The following is a 26,469-nucleotide window of genomic DNA, read 5'->3' on the forward strand; positions in this document are numbered from 1 at the left end:
TCTATGCTTCAACGTAAATATGTTTAGATTTCTTCTCGATTACTTCTCCAATCATAGCGGCTTCCACCTCTGCTTGCTGTAAAGCTTTAAGCAGATCGCTCGCCTCCTCTTCCGGAACCGAAAGTAATAAACCACCAGAGGTTACAGCATCACATAAGATCCATTGATCGACTTGGTCCATTGTGTCTGCAAAAACGATATCGTCCTGCAAATGGGCATAATTATTTTTTGTCCCACCAGGCAATGCACCTGCTTCTGCGAGTTCCTTTACCCTTGAGAGCTTTGGCACGTTTTCGTTTACGATACGCAGTGTGACATTGCTAGCTTTTGCCATTTCCGATGCATGGCCTAGTAAGCCGAATCCCGTTACATCAGTGGATGAATGGACATGATACGAGCGCATCGTTTCTGCTGCTGTCTTATTCAGTGTAGCCATTGTTTTTGTTGCCACATCGATTTCAGAATCTGTGAGTAAACCTTTTTTAAGAGAAGTTGTGGTGATACCTACACCAATGGGTTTCGTTAATATTAATTTATCACCGGGCTTTGCGCCAGCGTTTGTAAGGACTTTATCAGGATGGACAGTCCCTGTCACGGCTAAACCAAATTTGGGTTCTTTGTCGTCTATGGAATGACCACCAACTAGTGTGATATTTGCTTCTTTCAGCTTGTCCGCTGCACCACGTAAAATATCAGTAAGAATTTGTTTATCAAGAGTAGCGATTGGAAAAGCGACAATGTTTAGTGCAGTTAACGGTGTGCCGCCCATCGCATAGACATCACTAATCGCATTTGCTGCAGCAATTTGTCCGAATGAATAGGGATCATCTACAATTGGTGTGAAAAAATCAACCGTTTGTACAAGTGCTGTGTCGTCATTGATACGAAATACACCTGCATCATCACTTGTTTCTAATCCTACAAGCAAATCTGGGTTTGGGGATACAGGAGGTAACCCTCTGAGAATATCCGATAAATCCGCGGGGCCAATTTTACAGCCACACCCGCCTTTGGATGATAGGGAGGTTAACTTAATCGTTGTTTCATTCGTCATAGATTCATCTTCCTTTCTAAAGCCTTGCTTTCTCCCTATTATAGTCCAACTATTCCGCAATTGCATGGTAATAAACTGAAATGGCAACATAGTCTGTGCAAATTTACTGTAGGTAAAAAAGAGTTATGAATCTAATAAATGTCGAGGGAATACATGGTAAGACTGCTATCATTAACATTTCTTTTTAAGGTGCCACTTCTTTTTTATTTCAATGTTTTAGTCAAAAAGGTCTAGGGTAAAAAAACTATGAGATAAATTTTAGGAGAGGTGATATTTTTGAGTAAAGTAGCAGTCATTACAGGTGGAGCACAAGGTATCGGTAAAGGGATTGCCGAACGACTGGGGAATGACGGATTTAATATTGTTATTAACGATATGAATATTGACCTAGCCCAGGAAACGGTAGAAGAATTTAAAAAGAATAACATTGATGCTATCGCGGTTGAAGGAAATGTGGCGAAACAAGAGGACCAATTTGATCTAGTTAAAAAAGCAGTTGATAAATTCGGTTCGGTTGATGTCTTTATTAACAATGCTGGCATTGATCAAGTAGAGGCGGTTGAAGATATAACACCAGATAATCTGGACAAAATCTTTAACGTCAATGTATACGGAACAGTCTATGGCACACAAGCAGCAGCGAAGCAGATGAAAGAACAAGAAAATGGCGGTAAAATTATTAATGCCTGCAGTATTGCCGGTAAAACTGCATTTGAGTTACTTGGCGCTTATTCAGCAACAAAATTTGCTGTCCATGGTCTGACTCAGGTTTCAGCTAAAGAGCTTGCCCAATTTAATATTAAAGTAAATGCATATTGCCCAGGTATCGTTGGTACAGGCATGTGGGATCGTATTGATAAAGGGATGGTAGAATATAAAGGCTTAAAAGAAGGGGAAGCTTGGCAAGAACAAGTAAATGGCATCCCACTAGAGCGCTCTCAAACTCCAGAGGATGTGGCAAACTTAGTGTCTTATCTTGCTTCATCTGATGCTGATTATATGACAGGACAAGCAATCAACATTGATGGTGGAATTGAAGTACACTAAGGTAAAACCATACAAGCGGATTCAAAGGGAAAGAAATCGAAATAGATTTCTTTCCCTTTTTTCGTTGATGGAACAACTACCATACAAGTGCCAATATTATTTTGAATTTATTGTGGTTGACTGAAGCGCTTTCAGGTGATATATTAGGTTTGTCAATTCACATATGTAATTTTAAATCACATATGTGAATTAAAGGAGGTGTAAGTATGTCAGTAAAGTCAGCAAAAAGGGTATTTGAAATTTTTGAAGTGCTCTCCCAATACCAGGAGGGGCTAACTATAAAAGAAGTAAGTGAAAAACTAGGTTTACCTCAAAGTAGTACATTCAATTTGTTAAAGACATTGAAAGAAGAAGGTTACGTAAGGCAGGATATGGTGAAAAAATACCGCCTAGGCGAGAAGCTAATACCATTAGGAACAAGGGCCATGGAATCCCTTGATATTCATTCTGTGGGGGCCCAACATTTACAAAGATTAAAGGATTCTGTTCAGGAGACCATCTTTATGGCGGTCTTATCAAATGAGGAATTGGTTTACATTTCAAAGATTGATACGGACCGTTCTATTAGGACTAGCGCCCAGCCTGGTTATAGGAAGCCGTTATATTGCACAGGTCTGGGGAAAACGTTTCTTGCTTTTCTACCTGAGGAACGTAGGAAAGATATATTGCATAACGTTGAGCTTAAACCGATTACAAATCACACGGTAACAAGTTTAGATGAATTAGAAGAGCAATTAAAGGTATTTAAGAAAAATGGCTACAGTATAGATGATGAAGAAAATGAAGAAGGGTTATATTGTTTGGCAGCACCAATTTATGACAATGAAGGAAAGATCACAGCAGCTATTAGTGTAGCAGGCCCTAAGCAGCGAATGCTCACCCAAAAGGAAGAAATAGCTCAACAGGTAATGAAAACAGCCTTGAACATCTCACGTGGTATTGGCTATATAGGAACATAAAGTAAGGAAGGAGGAGAACAGATGGATGTTATTGCAATTGGAGAAACAATGATATCCCTAACTCCGGACCAGAGAGGTCTTATGAGAAATGCTGCTTCTTTTATGCCGAGAGTTGCAGGTGCTGAAACAAATACCTTAATTGGTTTAAGTAGACTAGGGCATCGAACAGGTTGGATTAGCAGATTAGGAGAAGACGAGCTGGGAGCAAAAATTTTAAAGGAAGTTCGTGGAGAGGGAGTTGACACCTCCCTTGTGGAGCTTGATGACAAAAACAGTACTGGTACATTCTTTAAAGAAATTGTGAATGAGTCAGATGTCAGAGTTTACTATTATCGAAAAGATTCTGCAGCAAGTCATATGAGTCCTAGCTTTCTAAACGAGGCGTACATAGCTAAGGCAAGCTATCTCTATTTATCTGGGGTAACACCAGCAATTAGTTCTTCGTGTCGGGAGACGGTTTTTCATGCAATTGAATTGGCAAAAAGAAATGATGTCAAAGTTGTGTTTGATCCGAATGTTAGGCGAAAGCTTTGGTCAGAAAAAGAGGCAAAAGAGACATTGACTAAGATAATTAGGCAGTCTGATATTGTACTACCTGGGATTAGTGAAGGGGAATTCTTATTTGGTAGTAGAGAGGAAAAGGAAATTGGACAAGCATGTATAGAACTCGGTGCAAAGCTTGCTGTCGTGAAGTTAGGTGAAAAAGGAGCCTATTATACATCTGAACAGGAAGAGAGGCATGTTCCAGCATATTCTGTTTCCGATGTGGTCGACCCAATAGGAGCAGGAGATGCCTTTGCAGCAGGATTATTGTCTGGCTTACTTGATGGTATTTCCATCAAAGGGGCAGTCGAAAGGGCTTGCTGGATAGGCGCTGTGGCAACCATGGTCACAGGAGATTATGAGGGGTTACCTGACAGAAAACAGTTAAATCAGCAGACAAGTCCAGGAAATAAAGAAGACGTCAGCAGATAGATAAATGGGAGGATTGAAAATGAATACGCTTAACTGGATTGAAGATAAAAAACTAATTGCGATTCTACGTGGTTACAATACGGCGGACTCTATCGCCATTGCAAAGGCATTACATGCGGGAGGAATAACAACATTAGAAGTCACACTGAACAGCCCTTCCCCATTTCAAACGATTGAAAAAATTAGTAGCGAATTGGGAGACGAAGTAATAGTAGGTGCAGGAACGGTGCTGGATGCGGAATCAGCGCGACTAGCTATTTCAGCAGGGGCTCAGTTTATTTTGTCCCCTACCTTTGATAGGGAAACGATTAAATTAACGAAGCGCTATGGCAAGGTGAGTATTCCTGGAGCATTTACGCCAACCGAGATTTTGAATGCTTTTGAAGAAGGTGCAGATATCATTAAGGTATTTCCAGCTTCTACATTAGGACCAAGTTTCGTAAAGGATTTACGTGGTCCACTTCCACAGCTTAAACTGTTACCTACTGGTGGAGTAACGGTAGAAAATGTTGCATCATTTATTAAAAACGGAGCGTTAGGAGTAGGGCTTGGAAGTTCTTTAGTATCTTCGGTAGAAAAAGTAACAGATGAATTTTTAAATGAACTTACAAAACGAGCTTCTGCATTTGTACAAGCAGTAAATCAACAATAGGGGAGGAAGAACAATGAAAATTACAGGTTATAAATTATATCAAGTGCCGCCAAGATGGTTATTTCTAAAAATCGAGACAGATGAAGGAATCGTTGGCTGGGGAGAGCCCGTTATCGAAGGAAGAGCTGCGACAGTAAAAGCAGCTGTTGAAGAATTAATGGAGAACCTCATCGGTAAAGATCCACAACGGATTGAGGATCACTGGAACATGATGTACCGTTCTGGATTCTATCGCGGAGGTCCTATTTTAATGAGTGCGATTGCAGGGATTGATCAAGCACTTTGGGATATTAAAGGTAAATACTACAATGCTCCTGTTTATCAATTACTTGGAGGAGCATGTCGTGACTCCATTAAGGTGTATTCCTGGATTGGAGGAGATCGCCCGGCAGATGTAGGAAACGCTGCTAAGGAAGTAGTGGACCGAGGATTCCAGGCAATCAAAATGAATGGAACAGAGGAATTGCAGTACGTAGATTCACACCAAAAAATTGATCAGGTAATTGAACGTATCGCGGCTGTTCGAGAGGCTGTGGGGCCGTATGTAGGGATTGGTATCGATTTTCATGGACGAGTTCATAAACCAATGGCAAAAACGTTAGCAAAACAGCTGGAAGAATTCCGCCCTATGTTCATCGAGGAACCTGTTCTTCCGGAAAATAATGAAGCACTTCGTGACATTGCGAATCACGTAACAACACCAATCGCTACAGGTGAGCGCATGTTTTCAAGATGGCAATTTAAATCCCTGTTAACAGAAGGGTATGCGGACATTATCCAGCCAGATTTATCCCATGCTGGAGGAATTACCGAATGTAAAAAAATTATATCCATGGCAGAAGCTTTCGATGTAGCGGTTGCACCTCACTGTCCACTTGGTCCAATTGCGCTAGCAGCATGCTTGCAGGTTGACGCAACATCACATAATGCCTTTATTCAGGAACAAAGTTTGGGCATCCATTACAATGTCGGCAGTGATCTGTTGGATTATATAACGGATAAAAGTGTTTTCACATACGAAGATGGTTATGTCAAAATTCCAGACGGGCCTGGATTAGGTATTGAGGTAAATGAAGAGCACGTTAAAGAAATGGAGAAGAAAGCAACGCACTGGAGAAACCCAATTTGGAGACACCAAGACGGTTCGATTGCGGAGTGGTAGAGTAAAGCTTTGTATGAAAGCGTTAAACAATAAGGGGGAGAGAGAATGTCTAATACGACAATGTTAATCTTAGTTACAATTCTTGGGATATCGTTGTTACTTTTCTTAGTAATGAAATCGAAATTGCAAGCGTTTGTAGCCTTACTCATATCGAGTTTATTTATCGGTGTTTTGTCCGGAATGGAGCTTACCGAAATACTAACCACCATGGAAGAAGGGATGGGTGGAACCCTTGGATTTATTGCCGTCGTGGTTGGGCTAGGGGCCATGTTCGGTGAAATGTTACGTGTCTCCGGAGGGGCTGAACGTCTCGCCCTCACCTTAATCAATAAATTTGGGGAAGGAAAAGTTCAATGGGCACTTGGTTTAACAGGATTTATTGTGGCCATACCAGTATTTCTTGATGTGGCACTCGTTATTCTAATCCCAATTGTCTATAGCCTGGCACAAAAGACAAAAAAATCACTGCTTTATTTTGGGATACCGCTTTTAGCAGGACTAGCTGTTACACATAGCTTTGTGCCGCCTACACCTGGACCAATTTCCGTAGCTTCCATTTTAGATGCAGATCTAGGCTGGGTCATTTTATTTGGTGTGCTAGCTGGTATTCCTGCAATGGTTATTGCGGGGCCTATGTTTGGGAAGTTTATTGCGAAAAGAATACATCTAGAGGCTCCGTCCTATATTACGGAAAAGCAATTGCAAGAACAGGTGGATAAAAATGATCGTGACATGCCTAGCTTCAAAATGGTTGCAACGTTAATTATGATTCCACTTGTATTGATTCTGATTAACACGGTGTTCGGTTTAATTCTTGAAGAAGGAACGTTTGTACATTCCTTGCTTACATTTGTTGGACATCCGTTCGTTGCACTAACCATTTCTACTTTGCTAACGTTTTATCTACTTGGAACAAAGCGTGGCTATACCAAAGAGGAAGTGCAAAATATTGCTACAAAATCATTGGAACCTGCCGGGATTATTATCCTTATTACGGGTGCCGGTGGTGTTTTTAAACAAACCTTAATCGACAGTGGTGTGGGCGATGTTTTAGGGGAAATGATGGCTAATTCCAGCATGCCACTTGTATTAGCTGCATTCTTAATCTCAACCTTTGTACGTGTCGCGCAGGGTTCTGCCACGGTAGCCATGATCACAGCAGCTGGCTTGATCTCACCAATTATTGGGATGATGGAAGTTTCCCAGCCTATGCTTGGATTAATCGTTATCTCCATTGCAAGTGGAGCCACCGTGTTCTCCCATGTTAACGATTCTGGTTTCTGGCTAGTAAATAGATTCTTTGGGATGACCGAGAAACAGACGCTAAAGACCTGGACCGTGATGGAGACGATTATTGGGTTAGTTGGGTTTGCTGTTGTATTTACAATTAGTTTCTTTATTTCATAGAAAGGAAACCTATCATTTTTGGAGCTGTCGGTCGTTGGCCGGCAGCTTTTTCATCTTTTTATGTCGTTAATGTCTATTGCGAACAATGGCTGGTTGCATTATATTGGAATTAGTTAATAGAGCAAAGAAAATGATTATTCCAATAGTGGGGAGAATGCCTATGAAAGGATTGTATGGATTATTTGAGTGGGTCGCACGAATGGCATATGTGAATGTATTATGGATTCTATTCTCTATCCTTGGTGCCGGAGTGTTAGGTGTGGGACCAGCAACATTGAGTGCATTCACGGTAATAAGGAAGCGGCTGAGAGAGGGAGAAGGGTTTTCCACATGGCAGGTTTTTGCTAACACATATCGGAATGAGTTTTGGGAAGGAAATAAACTAACATTACTTCTTTTACCTATTTATCTCTTTATTTATGTAGATTTTACAATCATTCAAACATTACCCTATGATGTATTTATAGATTATATCGTATTTCCAGCTCTTCTCTTGCTTTCCGTTTTGGTTGTTATTCTATCAAGCTATTTATTTGCAGTCCATGCCCATTTTGACCTTCCTTTCTGGAAATATGTTACATATGCTGTGCTAGCAGCAGGAATATCTCCATTGTCTGTTGTTTTAATTATTTTTGGCTTAGCACTTATTTCACTTCTTGCTTTTCTTTTTCCAGCTACCCTGTTGTTCTTCGGGGTAAGTATCCCTGTGTTACTTATTCAGGCCTGTGCTTTGCAGGCATTTGGGAAGATGGAGAGGTTCCAACTACATCAAAAACGGATGAAGCACGAAGCGAGATAAATTTTCAGAAACTATTGACAAATTAACCGAACCGCTCTATATTAAGATGGAAAGCGCTTTCGTTAGGAGTAGAACATGACAACAATTTATGACATAGCAAAAGCAACAGAGTATTCGATTACAACGGTATCCAAAGTATTAAACAACTATCCAAATGTAAGTGAAAAAGCAAAGAAGAAGGTTTTGCAAGCAGTAGAAGAGCTGGGGTATACACCGAATTCTTCTGCCCGTACGTTGGCTACAAACAAATCCTGGATGATTGGGGTGGTGTTTGCAGAGCATTTGGGTGTCGGCATGGCGCATCCATTCTTTAGTGAAGTCATCGAGAGCTTTAAAAAACAAGTAGAGCTATATGATTATGATCTACTCTTTGTTTCTCGTAACATGGGCTTACAAAAGCGTACCTACAAACATTTGAAACATCGAGGTGTGGATGGGGTAGTAGTGGTCCAATCATTAGGGGAAGAAGCGATTGAATATTCCACTTCCAAATTGCCGACGGTATTCATTGATATGCCGATTGAAAAGTCAAGCGCAGTGTACAGTGATAACAAGCAAGGTGGAATGCTGGCAGTAGATTATCTGTATGGGTTAGGGCATCGAAAAATTGCCCATATTGCTGGACGTGATACCATGTTCACAGCTGTTGAACGCACAAGGGGATTTAAATTTGCCACCCGCGAAAAGGGGTTAACTATACCAGATCAGTACATAGTGGATGGTGGTTATTATTCCTATGAGGGTGGTCGTGAGGCAATGGTCAGGTTATTGGGTTTGGAAGATCCACCAACTGCGGTATTTGTCGCAGGTGATGAGATGGCACTAGGGGCTGTTAAAGTAATCAAAGAAGCGGGACTTCGTGTACCCGAGGATATCTCTGTAATTGGGTTTGATGATATTCCACTTTCCAAGCATGTAGACCCACCATTAACGACAATAAGACAGGATAAACAACTGATTGGCCAGCAATCTGCGGTACTATTACTCGATAAGATTAATGGGTTATCTAAAAACAATCAGGATAAAATCGTTCCTGTCCAGTTAATTAAGCGGAATTCCTGCAGTGCATTATAAGGGATTAAGGAATTTTATTGCTAAAAAGGTAAAGCGCTTTACTAAAGTAGTAGAACGAAAAACAAATGAAAATAGGCAAAAAATTGTATAATTCGTTAAATGTAAGCGTAATCATATACCGTATATTAAAAAAATCTCCAATACTAGTATACTTTTTCATAGTAAAGCGCTTTACCTAAATTTTTATATGTGAAAAGGAAAGGGGGCGTAGGTGCGAAAAGTAGAGGAACGATGGTTGTGCAATATTTTATATTCTTAAGTCCAAAGTATAAGAAAAACGTATACATTCGCTATAAAACTTGCGAATGCTAGTTTTTCTAATTGTAATCGAGGGGGAATTATGTTGAAAAAATGGGTGTTCTTACTAGCTATAACAAGTGTTTTTCTGGTACTTACTGCTTGTTCTGAAGAGAAAGCAGATTTAGTTATTACATCGTTTACAGATGAATTGCAAGGTCCAATTGATAAGTTCGAAGAGTTGCATGATGTAAAAGTAGATTTACAGATTATCCCTACCGAAAATTACACAACAACACTACGTCCTGCTTTAGAAAGCGGGAAGGGAGCTCCAGACGTATTTACTGGGGAGATCGTCTATTTAAAAGATTGGCTGGAACAGGATTACTGGGAAAATCTTTCTGCAGACCCTTATAACGTAGATAGCTGGGAAGATGATTACATGGAGTATGTCTGGGATTTAGGAAAAGACCCAGAGGATAATGTGAGAGCAGTTTCTTGGCAAACAACGCCAGGTGGTATCTACTATCGTAGAAGCATTGCAAAAGAAGTACTAGGGACCGATGATCCTGCAGAAGTAGGCGAAATGTTCTCCACCATGGAAGGGTTGATGGAAGTTGGAGAAAAGATGAAAGAAAAGAATTATCGTCTCTTCCCTGATGAAGGTTCTATTCAACCATACACGAATGGACAAGATCCACAGCCGTGGGTAAATGAGGCCAATGAGCTTGTGATGACAGAAGCACGTTTGTCTTACTTTGATTATGCAAAAGAACTACGTGATAAACAGTATACTGCTCTTGCTCCTGCTTGGTCTCCAGCCTGGTATGAGTCCTTCGTTGGTCCAATTAGTTATAATGTCGGCTGGGATGAGTTGGATGATAGTGCAGAGGCAGAAGACAAGACAGAAGTCTTTGCTGTCTCGCTTCCTACTTGGGCACTGAATTCTGTACTTAAAGTTGAAGCACAAGAAACTGCTGGAGATTGGGCAGTTACCAACGGCCCTACTCCATATTTCCAAGGTGGTACGTGGATTGGCATGTATAAGGATTCAGAGAACAAGGATCTGGCTTGGGAGTTTATCCAAATGCTCGTACATGATGAAGAGTTCCTAACTGAATGGGTTACAGAGACTACAGGGGATGTCCTTTCCTATATTCCTGTCACAAGTAAAATTAGTGAAGGCTATGAGGAGGAGTATTTAGGCGGGCAAAACCACTATGAATTCTTCCTGGAAGAAGCAAACAAAATTGATGCAAGCACGATCACGAAATATGACCAGCAGATCGGCGACTTATTTGGTACAGAGGTAGGCAACTATGTGGAAGGAACAGTCACAAAGGAAGAGGCATTAGAGGAGTTTTATAATCAAGTGAAAAATGCCTTCCCAGACATTACCATTCCGGAATAGACAAAAAAGATGAGGGGACACTCCCAACTGGCTGTGTTCCCTACTTTTTAACACGTGAGAACACTTTGAAATTCAAAGTAAAAAAAACGTACACATTTGCAATAGGACGAGCGAATACTCGTTTTCTAAATATTTTAGGTTAGGGGGAAGAGCATGGAAAAGACAAATCGTCGCGCCTATTTATTTATCGCCCCGTTTGTAATCGTGTTTCTAGTGTTTAATATCTATCCGATACTGCTTACTTTTTATTATAGTTTAACCAACTACAGTGGCATGGGTGGTATCGCAAATGCAGAGTTTGTTGGGTTTGGGAATTACATAAGACTTGTAACCGATAGTTATTTTTTTGAGGCTTTTGGAAACACACTAAAAATATGGGGATTTAACTTTGTAGTACAGATGATGATTGCGCTTGGCTTGGCCTTGTTGTTTTCAGATATTCGACTGAAGCTCAAGGGTGTTGGACTGTTTAGAGCACTATTCTATCTACCTAATATTATAACGATAGCATCGGTTGCTTTGCTGTTCAATATATTACTTGATTGGAACCATGGGGCATTAAACCAAATGCTGCTTAGTCTCGGAATTATCGACTCTCCAATAAATTGGTTGAATTCCCCTGTCTATGCTCAATCTGCCGTCGCTTTAATCGGGGCTTGGATGTGGTTTGGGAACTCTTTCATTATTCTTTTGGCCGGTATTTCTGGTATTTCCCGGGATTATTATGAAGCTGCATATATTGATGGGGCAAGCTGGTGGCAGTCCTTTACAAACATTACCTTGCCACAACTAAAACCTATTTTGCTGTATGTATTAATTACCTCGATTATTGGTGGATTGCAGCTGTTTGATTTACCAATGCTTCTAACTGATACGCGCGGTGCACCTCAAGGCTCTCTTAATACGATGGTGTTGTATTTGTATAACCAAGCATTTAAGTATAATAACTTCGGATATGGCGCGACCTTGGCATACGGGTTGTTTATTATTACCGTGATCTTCTCGGCCGTCACCTTCCGCACAATGTATCGGAAGGAAGTTAAGTAAAGGGGGAGGGAAAGAGATGAAAAAAATTACGCTTCTAAAAGCATTTATCTATATTGCGTTAACTGTGCTTGTGATCATTTGTTTTGTTCCGTTTTATATGATGATCGTTAATGCGACAAGGTCCAATTCTGAAATCTTACAAGGGTTTACCTTAATTCCTGGGAGCGCCATTCTCGATAACTATCAAACACTTATTAGTTACATGGATGTTTGGCGTGGGTTTACAAACAGTTTAATAGTAGCTGTTTCTGTCACAGTATTGAATGCCTATTTCTCCGCTTTGACTGCCTTTGCTCTCGTTGTCTATGAGTTTAAATGGAAGAATATTATCTTTGTGTCGTTTTTGGTTATGATGATGGTGCCAGGCCAATTAGGCTTGCTTGGCCTTTATGATTTAAGTGAAGCATTAGGTATGCTGGATTCTTATTGGCCATTGATTATCCCAGCCATTGCGGCACCATTTACCGTCTTTTTCTTCCGGCAATATTTAATTACTACGATGCATACCTCCATATTGGAGGCAGGAAGGATCGACGGCGCAACGGAGCTTCATATGTTCCACCGAATCGTGCTGCCATTGTTAATGCCTGCCATAGCTACGATGGGGATCTTTACCTTTATTGGATCATGGAACAACTACATTACACCATTAGTTATTTTGAGGTCGCCTGAATTATTTACGTTACCTGTCATGATGGGCGCACTCCGCGGCTCACCTGTTGCGATGAATCTGGGAGCCATGTATCTTGGCATCGCGATTTCCGTAGTACCAATCATGATTGCATTTCTATTTTTATCCCGCTATATCATCAGCAGTATTTCAGCTGGTGCGATTAAAGGATAACGTACAATAAAATATTTTTGTTTTTATATAGGAGGATGTTTAGATTGAAAAAATTCGACCCTGCATTTGTGTTTGGTACGGCAACTTCTTCCTACCAGGTGGAAGGAGCAGTGAATAAGGATGGTCGATCGCCGTCGATCTGGGATACGTTCGCCGCTACACCTGGGAAGGTTTACCAAGGGGATACTGGTGAAGTAGCATGTGACCACTATCATTTATATAAAGAGGATGTACAGCTCATAAAGCAGTTAGGTGTGGAGAGCTATCGCTTCTCCATCGCCTGGCCGCGTATTTTCCCAAGCGAGGGAGAGTACAATGAGGCTGGTATGCAATTTTATAAAAATTTAATTAGCGAATTAAAGGAACAGGGAATTAAGCCTGTTGTGACGCTTTATCACTGGGATCTACCCCAATGGGCTGAGGACAAGGGAGGCTGGGTGAACAGACAATCTCTTGAATGGTTTTACACGTATGCGAAAAAAGTGTTTGAAGAATTAGATGGAGAAGTGGACAGCTGGATTACCCATAATGAACCGTGGTGTGCAGCATTTCTCGGTTATCATCAAGGAGTTCACGCACCTGGCCATACGAATGTAGAAGAAGCATTGAAGGCGGCACATCATATTCTAGTGTCCCATGGGCAAGCAGTGAAATTATTGAAAGAAACCATGAAGTCTGAGACGCCAATTGGCATTACCTTAAATCTGAGCCCGATTTACCCAGTAAGCCAATCTTTTAATGATAAGATTGCCGCAAATAATGCAGATGGTTATTCGAATCGCTGGTATTTAGATCCTATTTTCAAAGGGAGCTATCCAGCAGATATGGTGAATTTATTTTCCAAGTATGTACATGATTTTTCCTTTATTCATGAAGGGGATCTTGCAGAGATTTCGGTAACATGTGATTTCTTTGGCATTAATTATTACAGTCGCCAGCTGGTGGAGTTCACAAGTGCAGGGGATTTTATGTACCGGGGCGGACATTCCGATTATGCTAAAACAGGAATGGGCTGGGACGTGTCACCGAAGGAGTTCCAAGAGCTTATTCGCCGTCTGAGAAAGGAATATACCAATCTGCCAATTATCATTACAGAGAATGGTGCTTCCTATCCGGATGAATTCACAGTAGATGGGGCCGTCCATGATCCCGAAAGAACGGATTATATAAAACAACACCTCCAAGCTATTGCGGAATTAAATGAGGAGGGAATGAATATTTCCGGATACTATGTTTGGTCCTTATTTGATAATTTCGAGTGGGCATTTGGTTACGAAAAACGATTTGGCATTGTATACGTGGACTTCGAAACACAAAAGCGAACGTGGAAGGACAGTGCGAAATTCTATCAATCTGTTGTAGAAAAAAGAGAAGTGTGAATATACTAGATCTTATACTAGAAAGAAGTGCCTATCTAAAGGGAGAGTTAGCCTGGGCAGTTTGCATGTCCAAGCTTTTTAATTTAGTGACTACGAACTGGAAGTATGGACTAACAACTAATATAGTTGGTCTGCTGAGATAGTAAAATGAGTTCGATTTTACAATGAAAAAGGATATAATGGTAATAGAGAAAAAAGAAGGGACTGAACAATGCGCAGATATCAATATTCTACTCTCATATTCTATTAAAAACGGAGGAAGAAAATTGATTAACGAACTAATAACAAAACGATTAACGTTAAGAAAGATGCAAGAAAAGGATTCAGCCGGGCTGTTTGCAGTTTGGTCAGATCCATCTGTTACCAGATTCATGAATATTCCTGCATTTACAGGTGAAGATCAAGCGAAGGAAATGATTAACTTTTTAGCCGAGTTAGCGCATGAAAACAAAGCTCTCCGGTATACGATCCGCACGAAGGATAGTGGGCAAATTATTGGAAGTTGTGGTTATAACACAATCGACTTTGCAAACGGAAAAACAGAGCTGGGCTATGAGTTGGCAAAGGGACATTGGGGCAAAGGCTACGCCTCGGAAGCTATTCGTGAACTTATGAATTATGCATTTGAAGAATTAAACCTTCACCGTATCGAGGCGAAGGTGGAGCCTGAAAATAAGAATTCGATTCGTTTGTTACAAAATCTCGAGTTTACGTTTGAGGGGACTTTGCGTGATGCTGAGAAAGCAAAGGGGAGATTCGTCGACCTTGCCATGTATGCGAAGTTAAGTACGGATTAATAAAAAGCCCCAATGCTAATGTAGCATTGGGGCTTTCCTGCTATGGGAACCTTTTTCGTGTGTTATTCGTACGTTAGGTAGAGAATGTTCCAGAAAAGTAGGCAATGGGATGGAATGCTACATAGAAGAGACAGGTAATAAAGCCGGTCCTCTTATGCTTTTTGTCCACGGCGGTGGAGTAGGTGGTTGGATGTGGAATAATCAGCTAGATTATTTTACAGGTTACCATTGTGTTGTACCAGATTTACCAGAGCAGGGAAAAAGTAGTGAGACCACTTCCTTCACGATAAGAAAAAGTGCAGAGCTTATGCTTGATTTAGTAGAAGAGAAGGCTGCTGGAAAGAAAGTGATCGTGGTTGGCTTTTCCCTTGGTGCCCAAATCATCGTACAAATGCTCAGTATGCGACCAGATATCATTGACTATGCCATGATTAATAGTGCGCTAGTTAGATCAATGCCACGATTAGAAGCTTTCATAGGCCCCGCTGTAAGAATGACGCATCCTCTGACCAAGCGGCGTTCCTTTGCTTTGGCCCAGTCCAAAACACTCGCCATTCCAAAGGAGTTATTTGAAACCTATTTTCAGGAAAGCAACAAGATGACGGCAGAGACACTGACAAGAATTTTGCAGGAAAATATGATGTTTTCAATGCCATTAGGGTTTAAGAATGCGAAAACGAAAATTCTTGTCACAGTAGGTGAGAAGGAAAGAGGTGTCATGAGGAAATCAGCAGAGGACATTTTAACAAACAGTCAAAACGGACAGGGTATCATTTTAGCGAAAACAGGGCATGGTGCTCCGTTAGCAAATCCATCTCTTTTTAATTCCATACTAGATAAATGGTTAAAGGAAGATAGCAATAGCTAAATACATACATCTTCTGCAAAAGGGTATACTCCCTATAAAAAAGGTGGTATACCAAAATGGAAAATAAAGTTGCAATCATTACAGGTGCAGGTTCTGGAATTGGCCGGGCTTCTGCTTTACAATTGGCTCGAGCTGGAGCAAAAGTGGCGTTATTTGATCTCAAAGAAGAAAACGCTACAAAAGTACAACAGGAAATTGAAAAAGAAGGCGGGGAAGCGATTGTCTGTGAGACAGATGTTTCCAAACCAGAACAGATGGAAGCAAGCTTTCAAAAGGTTTCCAGTAAATGGGGACGTTTAGATGCAGTGTTTGCCAATGCTGGGATCAACGGCACAGTCGCCCCCATTGAAGATTTAGACCCAGAGGAATGGGATAAGACATTGGAAACAAATCTCCGTAGCACATTCCTATCAGTGAAATACGCTATACCACATATGAAAAATAATGGCGGCAGCATTGTGATCACAAGCTCCATCAATGGGAATCGTACCTTCACAGGTTTTGGCATGAGTGCATACAGCTCATCCAAGGCTGGACAGATGGCTTTCGGAAAAATGGCTGCGCTAGAGCTTGCGGAATATGGGATTAGAGTGAACATCATCTGCCCTGGAGCAATTGAAACAAATATTGGAAAGAACACGTTTCCGGAAGAAGAGAATTTAAAAAAGGTGCAAATCCCAATAGAATTCCCAGAAGGCGGGCAACCACTCGAACATGGTGCAGGAAAGCCTGAGCAAGTGGCAAATCTCGTTCACTTCCTTCTATCAGACCAATCCAGCCATATTACAGGAACCGAACTATTCATTGACGGAGCAGAGTCTTTGTTGAGATGATGTGTGGGGAGAGAAACGATATCTTGTTAAAGTGAATCGTGAACAGCGGAAAGTGAATCCAAAGCGAGGCAAAGTGAATCCTAAGCGATGCAGAGTGAATCGTGAATAGCAAAAAGTGAATCCAAAGCATGGCAAAGTGAATCGTGAATAGCAAATAGTGACGCATCACAGCCCAAAATAGACGCAGCTCTGCCCAAATGTGGCGCGGCCAAATCAGAAAGAGACGCAAGGCCCACCCAAAGTGGCGCACCTCTAACCATCCTGCATAGCAAAACAATAAAATAATATAAAAAGGGGGGAAGCATCACGTTGAATATGAAATTATTCTATATCATCCTGTCTATTGTCCTCGTGCTTCCTAATTCAACAACATTGCTTAGCAATATGAAAGGGGGAATAGGGATGATGGGATCAAATACTGCAGAAATTATTGTGGATGGGCATCAGGATGCACTGTATAAATCAATAGACTCTGAGACTTGGTTGCCGACAACAGATCTCGGGAAAAATACAGATTTTGAAGTTGATATTCCGAAGTTGCAAAAAGGAGGATTAAACGTCCCCTTTTTAGCTGCATATACACCAGGCTTTTATGGAAATGATGCGCGGAGCATAAGCCACACACTTGCGCAAATCTCCTCTTTATATTGGACGGAAGAAAATAATGCCGAGCAGCTACAAATCGTTTCACATGCACCTGATATCCTTGCCACTGCAAATCGTGGCAAAATTGCAGCTGTCCCTACAATTGAAGGGGCTTATTCCTTGAATAAGGAAAATGCTCTAGAGCTAACTCGCCAATATCGTGATCTTGGCATAGCAGTAATGGGCTTTACGTGGAACTATTCGAATGCCCTTGGGGAAGGGGCCGATCAAATTTATGATGACCAGGAGAAAACGGCCTCATCAGGCGGTCTTACAGAACTTGGAGCGAAGGTAGTTAAAGAAATGAATAAGCTAGGGATGGCAGTGGATGTTTCCCATATGGCTGAGAGCACGTTTTGGGATGTCATGGAAACAACGAAGGCACCAGTTATTGCCACCCACTCTGGTGTTAAGGCATTAAAAGATCATCAGCGTAACCTAACAGATGAGCAACTCGTCGCATTAAAAGAAAATGGCGGTGTCATCGGAATTGTCTTTTATCCAGAATTTCTTACAGATTCGGGTGGAGCCACGATTTCTGATGTGGTAGATCACATTGATCATGCTGTTAAAATAATGGGAGTAGATCATGTTGCGATCGGCTCTGATTTTGATGGAGCTGAACTGCCGAGTGATATAAAGGACTCCAGTGAAATTGGAAAAATAAAAGAAGCACTGACCGAACGAGGATACTCAGAGGAAGAGGCCAGCAAAATCATGGGTCTGAACACGTTGAGAGTGTTAAATGAGATTCAGGGAGCGGCAGACCGAGTGGTTCGTGCCAAGGGAATTTCTATCATGCCTGAATTAGAAATGGGAGAAAATCTTAATGAACGTACACCTACCCTAACTGCAGAATTGAAGGTGGAGGAAGGAACAGAAATCGATCCGGAAAGTTTAGAAGTTATCGTAGACGGAATTCCAAACCCGGCAACATATGATAAGAAATTAGCTACCATATCTTTTACACCTAAAGAACCATTGAAGGAAAAATTCCATGTTGTCACCTTCCTAAGTGCAGATAAAGAAGGAAACGAGCAGAGGACGACGAGGATTTTTAGAGTGGAATAGGTATTGGAAAGCAAAACCCTTAAACTGACGCCTATTTCACCTTGACAGGACAAAGAGCGGAAGTATATGATACATACATATGTATAGATTGTGAACATATGTAATCTGAGAGGGAAGAGAGATTTTATGCTGAATTGGGAAGATAGAAGATTAATGGTGAAAGTGGCCAAGCTTTATTACTTTGATGGTTGGACACAACAACAGATAGCGAATAAACATAATGTATCAAGGCCAGTAATTTCCAAACTATTAAACACAGCAAAAAAAGAAGGTATTGTTGAGATTTATATTAAAGATGAAACATCACACACGGTGGATTTAGAGCAACAACTCGAAAAGAAGTATGGCTTAAATGAGGTAATTGTCGTTTCTACTGCAGGATTTGCACCGGAAATGGCGAAGCGACAACTTGGCCAGACTGCTGCATCATATGTTTCCAAGAGTCTTACGAATATAAAAAGTTTAGGGATTTCCTGGGGATCTACGCTTCTATCCCTTGTAGAAGAATATCCGTATGAGCGTCGCAGCGATATTCATATTGTGCCAATAGTTGGGGGGATGGGAAGTGATTATGTTTATTTACATTCCAATCAACTGTCCTTTAATCTGGCACAAAAAATGAACGCATCCTGCTCATATCTATATGCCCCCGCAATGGTAGAAAGCCAGGATTTAAGAGAACGACTTGTTAGCTCAAAGGATATAGCTTTTGTGCTTGAAGAGGGAAGAAATGTAGATATGGCCGTAGTAGGTCTGGGTAACCCTTATAAAAGTTCTACGATGGAGAAGATTGGCTATCTAAATGAACAGGACTTAGCTTCCTTACGAAAAGCTGGTGTGGTAGGCGATATCAGTTCGAAGTTTTTTGATGCTGTCGGTGAGGAAGTAGATCATCCGCTGAATAACCAAGTCATAGGCCTTACCTTGGATGAAATACGTAAAATACCTAAGGTGATCGGGATAGTAGAGGGCTCCTACAAACTTGAAAGTATTGAAGCCGCACTACAGGGTGGATACTTAAATGTTCTCATTACAGATGATCGAACAGCACAGGAATTGGTGGAAGACTAATGGATATAGAAATAAAGAAATAATTAGTAAAGAGGAAATTTAAAACAGGTGCTAAACATACTAAACGAGACAGTACGTTAGCACCGTAATAGTAAGCAAAAAAAGCGCCTGTATATTTAAATCCGGGCGTTTTGTTTTAATGCAGTTAAACAAAAGGATGGTTTACCCCGGTGCAACCGTTCGTAAGACTCCCACTTCAAAACATGAAGTGAAACCGTTAGTTTTTAGTGGGAGTAAACGGACGCTAACACCCCGATTCTACAATCAGTGGGGGAAGAACGAATCCCCCCTCTGGTTGAAGTTTCACTTTACACTATCTTCCTTTTAGATAAACCAAGAATACCTGCGACTAAACAAGAAATACTGATTCCAATTAGAAAGGTATAAGGGTTAAAGTATAGATAGTTTAGATGGATGCTTTTCCACCAATTTAACCAATTACCAAGTGGATAGTAAAGCGCTTCTTTTATCGTTAAGACAAAATCCATTTGGGAAACAACTGAAAACCAAGTGATTGCTATAGCAATTGCAATGACTAGTATACTAATCAAAGCTTTTTTCTTTGAGAGAATTTCAATAATCTTCATCGAAAAAACTACACAGAAAGAGATAAATAGTAGGAAGGAGATAAGGATATTTGGTATAAACGGGTTGCCATTTCCAGAACTGACCTCTGGTGGCGTCGTCATCAAATCATAGATGAGATAAAAATTAAGTACATTTATTACCAAAGCGATAAGGAGCTTACGATTGTTAATTTCTTTTTTTATGACGAACCATTTTGTTAATTTAACCATGATAAAAATGCCCATTGCAAGAGGCCCATATAAAATAATGAATATTAACATATCAGGTAATCCACTTAGTAAACCTTCCAAAAAATTCACCCCTTCATTAGTAGCTAACTCAACAGACTTACCCGATAGTTAGATGACTTTACTTTATAATACCATAATATTCAAAAAATAATGCCGAAAAAGTTATATGTTAAACTACCTTTTGCTAAGTTGTTATGTAAATCCTCTGGCTATAAATAAGAAAAGACCAAATCATAGGCGATTTGGTCTGGTCATTCTATCTCTTAAGTAAGTGGGAAACCTGCAAACATACTCTACTTTTTCTGTGTAGGTACAACCACCGATTTCAAACCTTCTTTACTTAATGCTGTTTCAAATGCTATTTCTGTTTCTTCTAATGGGAAGGTGTGGGTAACAAAAAAAGAAAAGTCCAGTAAACTTTGATCAATCCATTTTACTGCTTCCATGTGAAGATGTCTTGGAGCACCATGGGTACCAACAATTTTCAGCTGCTTATAAATAATTGGGTTCGTATTGATGGGCATGTCGGTGACACTTTTAATCCCTGCGAAGTACAACACGCGTCCAGTTGTTCTGGCAAGAATTAGCGCCTCATTTTGAACTGCTGGCGACGGGGCTGTTACGATGACAGCATGTACACCAACTCCCTCTGTTTCCGCCATTACGCTGTCCACTGTGTTTTCCATGTTCGGGTCAATGACAATATCTGCGCCAATTTCGAGTGCTTTCTTTTGCCTATCTTTAGAACGCTGGACTGCAATTATTTTCGCTGCACCCATACGCTTCAATGCAGCAATATACATGCAACCGATTGCGCCCGCTCCGTAAACGACAACAGTTTCTCCAGCTTGTACTTCTAATTCTTGGAGGCCGCTTAACACACAGGAAAACGGTTCGGATAAGCAGGCAAGCTTGTAAGACGTCGTAGCCGCAATTCGCTGAACAGATCCGTTGCGAATAAAGAGGCTTGGCAATACTACATACTCAGCGAAGCCACCATCAACTTGATAGCCAATTGACCAGCCCTCGACACAATGATGCCCTTCATTTGCCTGGCAAAAGTGACAGGTGCCACAAGGCATATGGGCACCAAGTGTTACGCGATCGCCAATTTGAAAGCGAGACACTTCCGGCCCGGTTTCTACGATTTCTCCTGCTATTTCATGCCCAGTGATACGAGGATAATCTACACGGTCATCCCCGTTCTGGTAGATGCGCAGGTCTGAACCACATACCCCTACAGCATGAACTTTCAGCAATATTTCATCGTCCTGTATACTGGGACGATCTCTTTCTGTTAGGTTTAAGCTCCGTTTTCCGGTAAGTTCAACTGCTTTCATCCAATGTCTCCCCCTTTATGCTTCTTTAAATGTCACGGCTTTCGTAATTAAATAATTCATTTCTCGTCTTTCTTCCTCTTCTTTTGCACGGTCCCATTGCAGGATTGTCGCCATTTCTTTCGCAACATAGGGTAGCGACCTTTTCACTTTTTCCAGGTTGAAAAGGAGATAGCTTGTTCGGCGGTCATAGAAATCTGTTAAGGATGCCACCATCTCATGCTGAATAGTGTAGTGTACTTCTGCAAGGACATCTCGCTCTTCTTTATCGGTATAAGTGGTGTCCAGCTCACTGATTAGGTGAAGCAGCTTTTCTGTATTGGATCCATAACGAAAGACATAGTTCATGATCCCTTCTTCAGTCAACTTGAGATCATGATACATGCCGTGTAGTTTACGGGCATAGAGATTCATTTCTTCACTGGAATCAAATTTGCCCCCGGAAAGCTTCACTGTATCCGTTTGTGTGCCGTTCGAGTGAATACCAGCCTTTGCTTCAATATGAGTTAACACTCTATCAGCCATCTTACGGTAACCAGTTAATTTTCCGCCTGCAATCGTAACAAGGCCTGTATCCGATTCAAAGATTTCGTCGTGCCTTGAAAGTTCTGATGGCGATTTACCTTGTTCTCCAATAAGCGGACGAATACCAGCCCAGCTGGAGGTGATGTCTTTTTCCGTGAGATTCACATCTGGAAACATATCATGCAGACATCCTAGCAAATAAGTAACCTCTGACTTGTTGACATGAATGTCATCCATATTCTGGCTATAGAGAGACTCTGTTGATCCTACATAGGTTCTGTCACCAATTGGAATAACAGCAATCATTCTACCTTTATGCTGAAAATAAATAGAAGAAGAAACGGGTAGATCACGATATTGGAAAACAAGGTGGATTCCCTTTGCAAGTACCATGTATTTCCCTTCAATTGGTCGATCTTTCTTTCTGACTTTATCAACCCATGGTCCAGCTGCATTGACAATGTGTTTTGCTGTGATCGTGAAAGTTTGCTCCCCTATATGGTCCCTGGCAACGACACCTTTCACCTGGTTTTGTTCATCCTTTAGAAATTCTGTCATTTCCGCATAGTTCAAGACAGAGGCTCCAGCCTCAGCAGCTGTTTTGGCCACTTCCATTGTTAGCCGACTATCATCTGTTCGATACTCTACATACTCTCCGCTCCCTTGAACAGTATCTTTATTAAACAATGGTTCTCTTTTCAGCGTTGTCTTCTTAGAATAGATGGTATTTCTTTCCTCTTTTTTTACGCCTGCCAATCGATCATAGAGTGTCAGACCTGCTTTTAATGTTACAAGATTATAAGATTCCTTTTTTACTAGTGGAAAGTTCATTTTAATTGGATAGACAAGATGCCGAGCGTTATTATACACAATCGCTCTTTCGCGCCCTGTTTCTTTTACAACTGGGAAATCAAAGTTTTGTAGATATTTAAGCCCGCCATGAATTAGCTTCCCAGATCGACTGCTCGTGCCAGAAGCAAAGTCATTTCTTTCGATGAGCGCTACCTTTAACCCTCTTGTCGCGGCATCTAACGCAATTCCGCTCCCGGTTATGCCGCCGCCTATAACCAATACATCGAAATGATCTCCTTCCATTCTTTTCACTATTGTCTCACGTGACATAGTAGAGAAGATTTCTGTTTTCATTCGTGCATCCCCTTTTTATCTTATTTACAAATGTTCAAGTTGGTATCATAAGTAAAAATACACATTTAGTATAACGTTGTTAAAATTTTTAGTCAATAAAGGGCTTACAATTGTGTGTTGTTTGAACGGTAAGTATAATTGATACCGCTTCCATTAATGAAAATTTGTGGTAATCTTATAGCATCATAGATGGATATACGTAAGGGGGACGAAAAGTGGATACGAAAGAACGAAAATTTATAGTGAAGATTGCTAAACTCTATTATTTAGAGGGGTGGACCCAAAGCCAAATAGCTAAAAAAGTGGGTTTATCACGACCAATTATTTCAAAAGCACTTAAGCAGGCAAAGGAGAAAGATATTGTAGAAATCTATATAAAAGATGAAGCAGCTCACACAGTAGAATTAGAAATGCAGTTAGAGAAAAGGTATGGTCTCAAAGAAGTCCTCGTTATTGCGGGGAAAAATGGAAGCAGGGAAAAGACACAAAGCCAACTAGGTAGTGTCGCCGCAAATTACTTAGCTAAACGGTTAGACGAAGTTCGAACAGTTGGAATCTCATGGGGGAAATCTATGCAGGCCATGGTCGAGGCATTTCCTAACATGGAAAAGCCCCATATACACATTGTTCCATTGATCGGTGGAATGGGGCAGTCTCATGTAAACTATCATTCTAACCATTTAACATTCGAGTTGGCGCAAAAATTAAATACGCGCTCCTCTTATTTGTACGCTCCGGCTGTGGCAGAAACCACTGAATTTAAAAAAGAAATTATTGCTTCTAAAGACGTGGCAGAAGTGTTAGAGGTTGGAAAAAAAGTAGATATTGCAGTAGTCGGGGTTGGTCACCCTGTTATTCAGACAACGATGAAAGAGTTAGGTTACTTAAGTGAAGAAGATATTCAGACACTACAAGAGACAGAGGCTGTAGGGGATATTAATTCCAATTTCTACAATGCTGCCGGTGAACTGATTCGTCATTCGCTTAATGACAGACAGATTGGCCTATGCCTCGAGGACATTAAAAAAATACCGGAAGTAATTACCATTGTGCAGGGTGCACACAAAGTTGAAAGCGTACGGGTAGCCTTGGAAGCAGGTATATTAACCACTTTAGTCTTGGACGACCAAACAGCTGAATTGCTTTTGGAAAGTAGCTCATTAAATTAGTATTCAAAAATCATTGACAATTCAATGTAAGCGTTTTATTATGTTTACAAACGTCATAATCTTTTACAAGTGTAAAGGTGGGGGTAAAAATGTGGGGAACATTCATTCTTGTGTTTGCAGGTATCTGGGCACTACAGTTTTTGTTAACGCAGCTTCAAGTGAAGCATTACAGAGCAAATATTAAAGAATTTGCTAAGCGAAAAGCAGGCTATCTCGGTACTGGCTACTACAAAAAGACATTAGGGACGGGTGCACTTATGCTAATCGTGTGTGATGAACAAATGGAGATTGTCGAAGCACGAATTATGAAAGGGCTTACTGTATTTGCCAGGTTTCGTAATATCAACAAACTTATTGGCATGCAGTTGGAATCAAGCAAGGAAGCAGAATTTTTATCCGTTAAAGAAAGAAATGCATTGCAAGGTGCTATCGATATGATTAAAAAAGAAGTAAACAAAGGAGAGGGGAATGAAGCATGGATTTCTTAATTAATTTAGCTGAAGGTTTTATCGGTATGTTTGAGGCCGGTGGAGAACAATTTATGGGGCTCGTCACAGGTATCATTCCATTATTAGTCGTTCTTATTACAGCAGTAAATGCCGTCATAAAATTTATCGGGGAAGACAAAGTGAATGCTTTTGCCCAAAAGTGTACGAAATATTTCATTCTAAGATATACCGTTTTTCCGTTTATCGCCGTTTTCTTCCTAACTAACCCGATGTGTTATACATTTGGTCGCTTTTTACCTGAGAGACAAAAGCCAGCTTTCTATGACTCGGCTGTTTCGTTTGTTCATCCGGTAACAGGGCTCTTCCCACATGCTAATCCAGCTGAGTTGTTTGTCTACATGGGGGTTTCAGCAGGGATCACGTCATTAGGTTTATCATTAGGACCGTTGGCTCTACGCTTTTTACTAGTTGGAATTGTTGTAATGTTACTTAGAGGTTTAGTGACAGAGATTATTACAGACCGCATGATCAAAAACAAAGCGAAGAATGCAGAAGCGAACGTTGCATCTTAATTTAGCTCGGGAGAGGAGAAGAATATAATGAGTGAATATAAAGCTGTAAAAATATCAAAAGGTCCATCTGGATGGGGAGGACCATTAATCATTGAACCTACAGATAATCAAAAGTATATTTTATCAGTTACTGGTGGCGGAATTCACGCAGTAGCACAGGAAATTGCTGATCTTACTGGTGGGATAGCGGTTGATGGATTCGAAAAATCAATTCCAAACGAAGAGGTAGCTGCCGCTGTTATCAACTGTGGTGGAACAGCAAGAAGTGGGGTTTACCCTCGACTTGGCATTAAAACAGTAAACACGTTCAGTAATTCGCCATCAGGCCCGCTCATGAAGTTTATTAATGAGGGCAACTTCGTTTCTGGAGTGGATATTGCGCAAATTGCATCCACAGATAACTCCGAAGCAGCAGCTGCAATAGACAAATCACAGGACCCAACATCACAAGATAGCTCTTTGCTTGATAAAAATGTTGCCCAGCAAAAGAAGCAACAAGCAAAAGACGCAGTGGCACAACAGAAGCAACAAAAGGGCAAAAAGAATCCGATTATGCGGTTCATCGAAGTACTTGGAAATAAAGTAGGTAATGTAGTAAGTATCTTTTTCCAATCTGGTCGAGATACGATTGATACGATCATAAAAAATATTTTACCATTCATGGCATTTGTAAGTGCGCTTATTGGGATTATTAATTATACCGGTATTGGTGATATTATTGCGGAGTTTGTTGCGCCGATGGCGACTAGTTTAATAGGGATGTTAATTCTATCATTAATAGCTTCCATTCCGGTAATCTCTCCATTGCTTGCACCTGGGGCTGTTATTGCACAGGTTGTTGGTGTATTAATAGGGGTGGAAATTGGAAATGGAAATATCCCTCCACAGATGGCACTACCAGCATTGTTTGCGATTAACCCGCAAGTAGGAACAGACTTCGTACCAGTGGGGTTGACGCTTGGGGAAGCAGAGCCGGAAACAGTGGAAGTAGGTGTACCTGCAGTTCTATTTTCAAGGTTGATTACAGGACCAGCAGCAGTAGTGATTGCATACTTTGCTAGCTTTGGTTTATATAGCTAAAAAACATAATTTTCATTCGGTTTCGTCAAATCTATTGACCT

25 protein-coding genes are annotated in these 26,469 nt (G+C 40.8%); 21 read left to right on the forward strand and 4 right to left on the reverse strand.

Annotated features, from left to right (window positions below; all coding sequences use genetic code 11):
- Nucleotide 1: 1 nt before the first annotated feature.
- Nucleotides 2-1,054 carry a selenide, water dikinase SelD gene (gene selD, locus ACTWPF_RS05050; RefSeq protein WP_443148541.1) on the reverse strand — a complete coding sequence of 351 codons (1,053 nt, stop codon included), beginning with the start codon at nt 1,052-1,054 and terminating at the stop codon, nt 2-4.
- A gap of 276 nt (nt 1,055-1,330) precedes the next feature.
- Between selD and ACTWPF_RS05055 the strand changes: the two genes are divergently transcribed.
- From ACTWPF_RS05055 to ACTWPF_RS05135, 17 genes are all read left to right on the forward strand, one after another.
- Nucleotides 1,331-2,101, forward strand: coding sequence for an acetoin reductase (locus ACTWPF_RS05055; RefSeq protein WP_106897614.1), 771 nt, complete (start codon nt 1,331-1,333; stop codon nt 2,099-2,101).
- A 206-nt stretch (nt 2,102-2,307) separates the two neighbouring features.
- On the forward strand, nt 2,308-3,060 hold the full coding sequence (locus ACTWPF_RS05060; RefSeq protein WP_161464332.1) for an IclR family transcriptional regulator: 753 nt from the start codon (nt 2,308-2,310) through the stop codon (nt 3,058-3,060).
- 21 nt (nt 3,061-3,081) lie between these two features.
- Nucleotides 3,082-4,035: a sugar kinase gene (locus tag ACTWPF_RS05065; protein WP_161464333.1), complete on the forward strand. Its 954-nt coding sequence runs from the start codon at nt 3,082-3,084 to the stop codon at nt 4,033-4,035.
- A 19-nt stretch (nt 4,036-4,054) separates the two neighbouring features.
- Nucleotides 4,055-4,687 (forward strand): bifunctional 4-hydroxy-2-oxoglutarate aldolase/2-dehydro-3-deoxy-phosphogluconate aldolase, encoded by a 633-nt coding sequence (locus ACTWPF_RS05070; RefSeq protein WP_443148542.1) that lies wholly within the window; start codon nt 4,055-4,057, stop codon nt 4,685-4,687.
- 13 nt (nt 4,688-4,700) lie between these two features.
- Entirely contained in the window at nt 4,701-5,849 is a 1,149-nt protein-coding gene (gene dgoD / locus ACTWPF_RS05075) for a galactonate dehydratase (RefSeq protein ID WP_443148543.1), read from the forward strand.
- Between the two features lie 45 nt (nt 5,850-5,894).
- Nucleotides 5,895-7,256, forward strand: a complete 1,362-nt coding sequence (locus tag ACTWPF_RS05080; RefSeq protein ID WP_161464336.1) for a GntT/GntP/DsdX family permease — start codon at nt 5,895-5,897, stop codon at nt 7,254-7,256.
- Between the two features lie 160 nt (nt 7,257-7,416).
- Nucleotides 7,417-8,055 carry a YesL family protein gene (locus tag ACTWPF_RS05085; RefSeq protein ID WP_443148544.1) on the forward strand — a complete coding sequence of 213 codons (639 nt, stop codon included), beginning with the start codon at nt 7,417-7,419 and terminating at the stop codon, nt 8,053-8,055.
- Nucleotides 8,056-8,130: 75 nt separating this feature from the next.
- Nucleotides 8,131-9,129, forward strand: a complete 999-nt coding sequence (locus ACTWPF_RS05090) for a LacI family DNA-binding transcriptional regulator (protein ID WP_443148545.1) — start codon at nt 8,131-8,133, stop codon at nt 9,127-9,129.
- A gap of 340 nt (nt 9,130-9,469) precedes the next feature.
- Nucleotides 9,470-10,777: an ABC transporter substrate-binding protein gene (locus tag ACTWPF_RS05095; RefSeq protein WP_443148546.1), complete on the forward strand. Its 1,308-nt coding sequence runs from the start codon at nt 9,470-9,472 to the stop codon at nt 10,775-10,777.
- Nucleotides 10,778-10,930: 153 nt separating this feature from the next.
- A complete protein-coding gene (locus tag ACTWPF_RS05100; RefSeq protein ID WP_036575711.1) occupies nt 10,931-11,824 on the forward strand; it encodes a carbohydrate ABC transporter permease in 894 nt (297 codons plus the stop codon).
- Between the two features lie 16 nt (nt 11,825-11,840).
- On the forward strand, nt 11,841-12,668 hold the full coding sequence (locus tag ACTWPF_RS05105; RefSeq protein WP_036575708.1) for a carbohydrate ABC transporter permease: 828 nt from the start codon (nt 11,841-11,843) through the stop codon (nt 12,666-12,668).
- A 44-nt stretch (nt 12,669-12,712) separates the two neighbouring features.
- A complete protein-coding gene (locus ACTWPF_RS05110) occupies nt 12,713-14,047 on the forward strand; it encodes a GH1 family beta-glucosidase (RefSeq protein WP_443148547.1) in 1,335 nt (444 codons plus the stop codon).
- A 266-nt stretch (nt 14,048-14,313) separates the two neighbouring features.
- Nucleotides 14,314-14,844, forward strand: a complete 531-nt coding sequence (locus ACTWPF_RS05115; protein WP_443148859.1) for a GNAT family N-acetyltransferase — start codon at nt 14,314-14,316, stop codon at nt 14,842-14,844.
- 109 nt (nt 14,845-14,953) lie between these two features.
- Nucleotides 14,954-15,712, forward strand: a complete 759-nt coding sequence (locus ACTWPF_RS05120; protein WP_443148548.1) for an alpha/beta fold hydrolase — start codon at nt 14,954-14,956, stop codon at nt 15,710-15,712.
- Between the two features lie 56 nt (nt 15,713-15,768).
- Nucleotides 15,769-16,545: an SDR family oxidoreductase gene (locus ACTWPF_RS05125; RefSeq protein WP_443148549.1), complete on the forward strand. Its 777-nt coding sequence runs from the start codon at nt 15,769-15,771 to the stop codon at nt 16,543-16,545.
- A gap of 315 nt (nt 16,546-16,860) precedes the next feature.
- Nucleotides 16,861-18,261: a dipeptidase gene (locus tag ACTWPF_RS05130; RefSeq protein ID WP_443148860.1), complete on the forward strand. Its 1,401-nt coding sequence runs from the start codon at nt 16,861-16,863 to the stop codon at nt 18,259-18,261.
- Between the two features lie 126 nt (nt 18,262-18,387).
- Nucleotides 18,388-19,332: a sugar-binding transcriptional regulator gene (locus tag ACTWPF_RS05135; RefSeq protein WP_443148550.1), complete on the forward strand. Its 945-nt coding sequence runs from the start codon at nt 18,388-18,390 to the stop codon at nt 19,330-19,332.
- A gap of 308 nt (nt 19,333-19,640) precedes the next feature.
- Here the strand turns inward: ACTWPF_RS05135 and ACTWPF_RS05140 are convergent, their stop codons facing one another.
- The 3 genes from ACTWPF_RS05140 to ACTWPF_RS05150 form a co-directional block, all read right to left on the reverse strand.
- Nucleotides 19,641-20,210, reverse strand: a complete 570-nt coding sequence (locus ACTWPF_RS05140) for a hypothetical protein (RefSeq protein ID WP_443148551.1) — start codon at nt 20,208-20,210, stop codon at nt 19,641-19,643.
- 233 nt (nt 20,211-20,443) lie between these two features.
- The gene (locus tag ACTWPF_RS05145) at nt 20,444-21,490 is read right to left on the reverse strand and encodes a zinc-dependent alcohol dehydrogenase (RefSeq protein WP_443148552.1); all 1,047 of its coding nucleotides are present in this window, start codon (nt 21,488-21,490) and stop codon (nt 20,444-20,446) included.
- Between the two features lie 15 nt (nt 21,491-21,505).
- On the reverse strand, nt 21,506-23,158 hold the full coding sequence (locus tag ACTWPF_RS05150; RefSeq protein ID WP_443148553.1) for a glycerol-3-phosphate dehydrogenase/oxidase: 1,653 nt from the start codon (nt 23,156-23,158) through the stop codon (nt 21,506-21,508).
- Nucleotides 23,159-23,373: 215 nt separating this feature from the next.
- Between ACTWPF_RS05150 and ACTWPF_RS05155 the strand changes: the two genes are divergently transcribed.
- The 4 genes from ACTWPF_RS05155 (at nt 23,374) to srlE (ending at nt 26,428) form a co-directional block, all read left to right on the forward strand.
- Nucleotides 23,374-24,327, forward strand: a complete 954-nt coding sequence (locus ACTWPF_RS05155) for a sugar-binding transcriptional regulator (protein ID WP_106897601.1) — start codon at nt 23,374-23,376, stop codon at nt 24,325-24,327.
- 89 nt (nt 24,328-24,416) lie between these two features.
- Nucleotides 24,417-24,815, forward strand: a complete 399-nt coding sequence (locus ACTWPF_RS05160; RefSeq protein ID WP_106897600.1) for a transcriptional regulator GutM — start codon at nt 24,417-24,419, stop codon at nt 24,813-24,815.
- Complete coding sequence (gene srlA / locus ACTWPF_RS05165) at nt 24,803-25,348, forward strand: PTS glucitol/sorbitol transporter subunit IIC (RefSeq protein WP_036575683.1); 546 nt, start codon at nt 24,803-24,805, stop codon at nt 25,346-25,348. Before ACTWPF_RS05160 ends, srlA begins: the two co-directional genes overlap by 13 nt.
- Nucleotides 25,349-25,375: 27 nt before the next feature.
- Complete coding sequence (srlE, locus tag ACTWPF_RS05170) at nt 25,376-26,428, forward strand: PTS glucitol/sorbitol transporter subunit IIB (protein WP_106897599.1); 1,053 nt, start codon at nt 25,376-25,378, stop codon at nt 26,426-26,428.
- The last annotated feature ends 41 nt before the right edge of the window (nt 26,429-26,469 follow it).

This window comes from Oceanobacillus sp. M65, assembly GCF_052246275.1.
Classification (GTDB): domain Bacteria; phylum Bacillota; class Bacilli; order Bacillales; family Amphibacillaceae; genus Oceanobacillus_B; species Oceanobacillus_B jordanicus.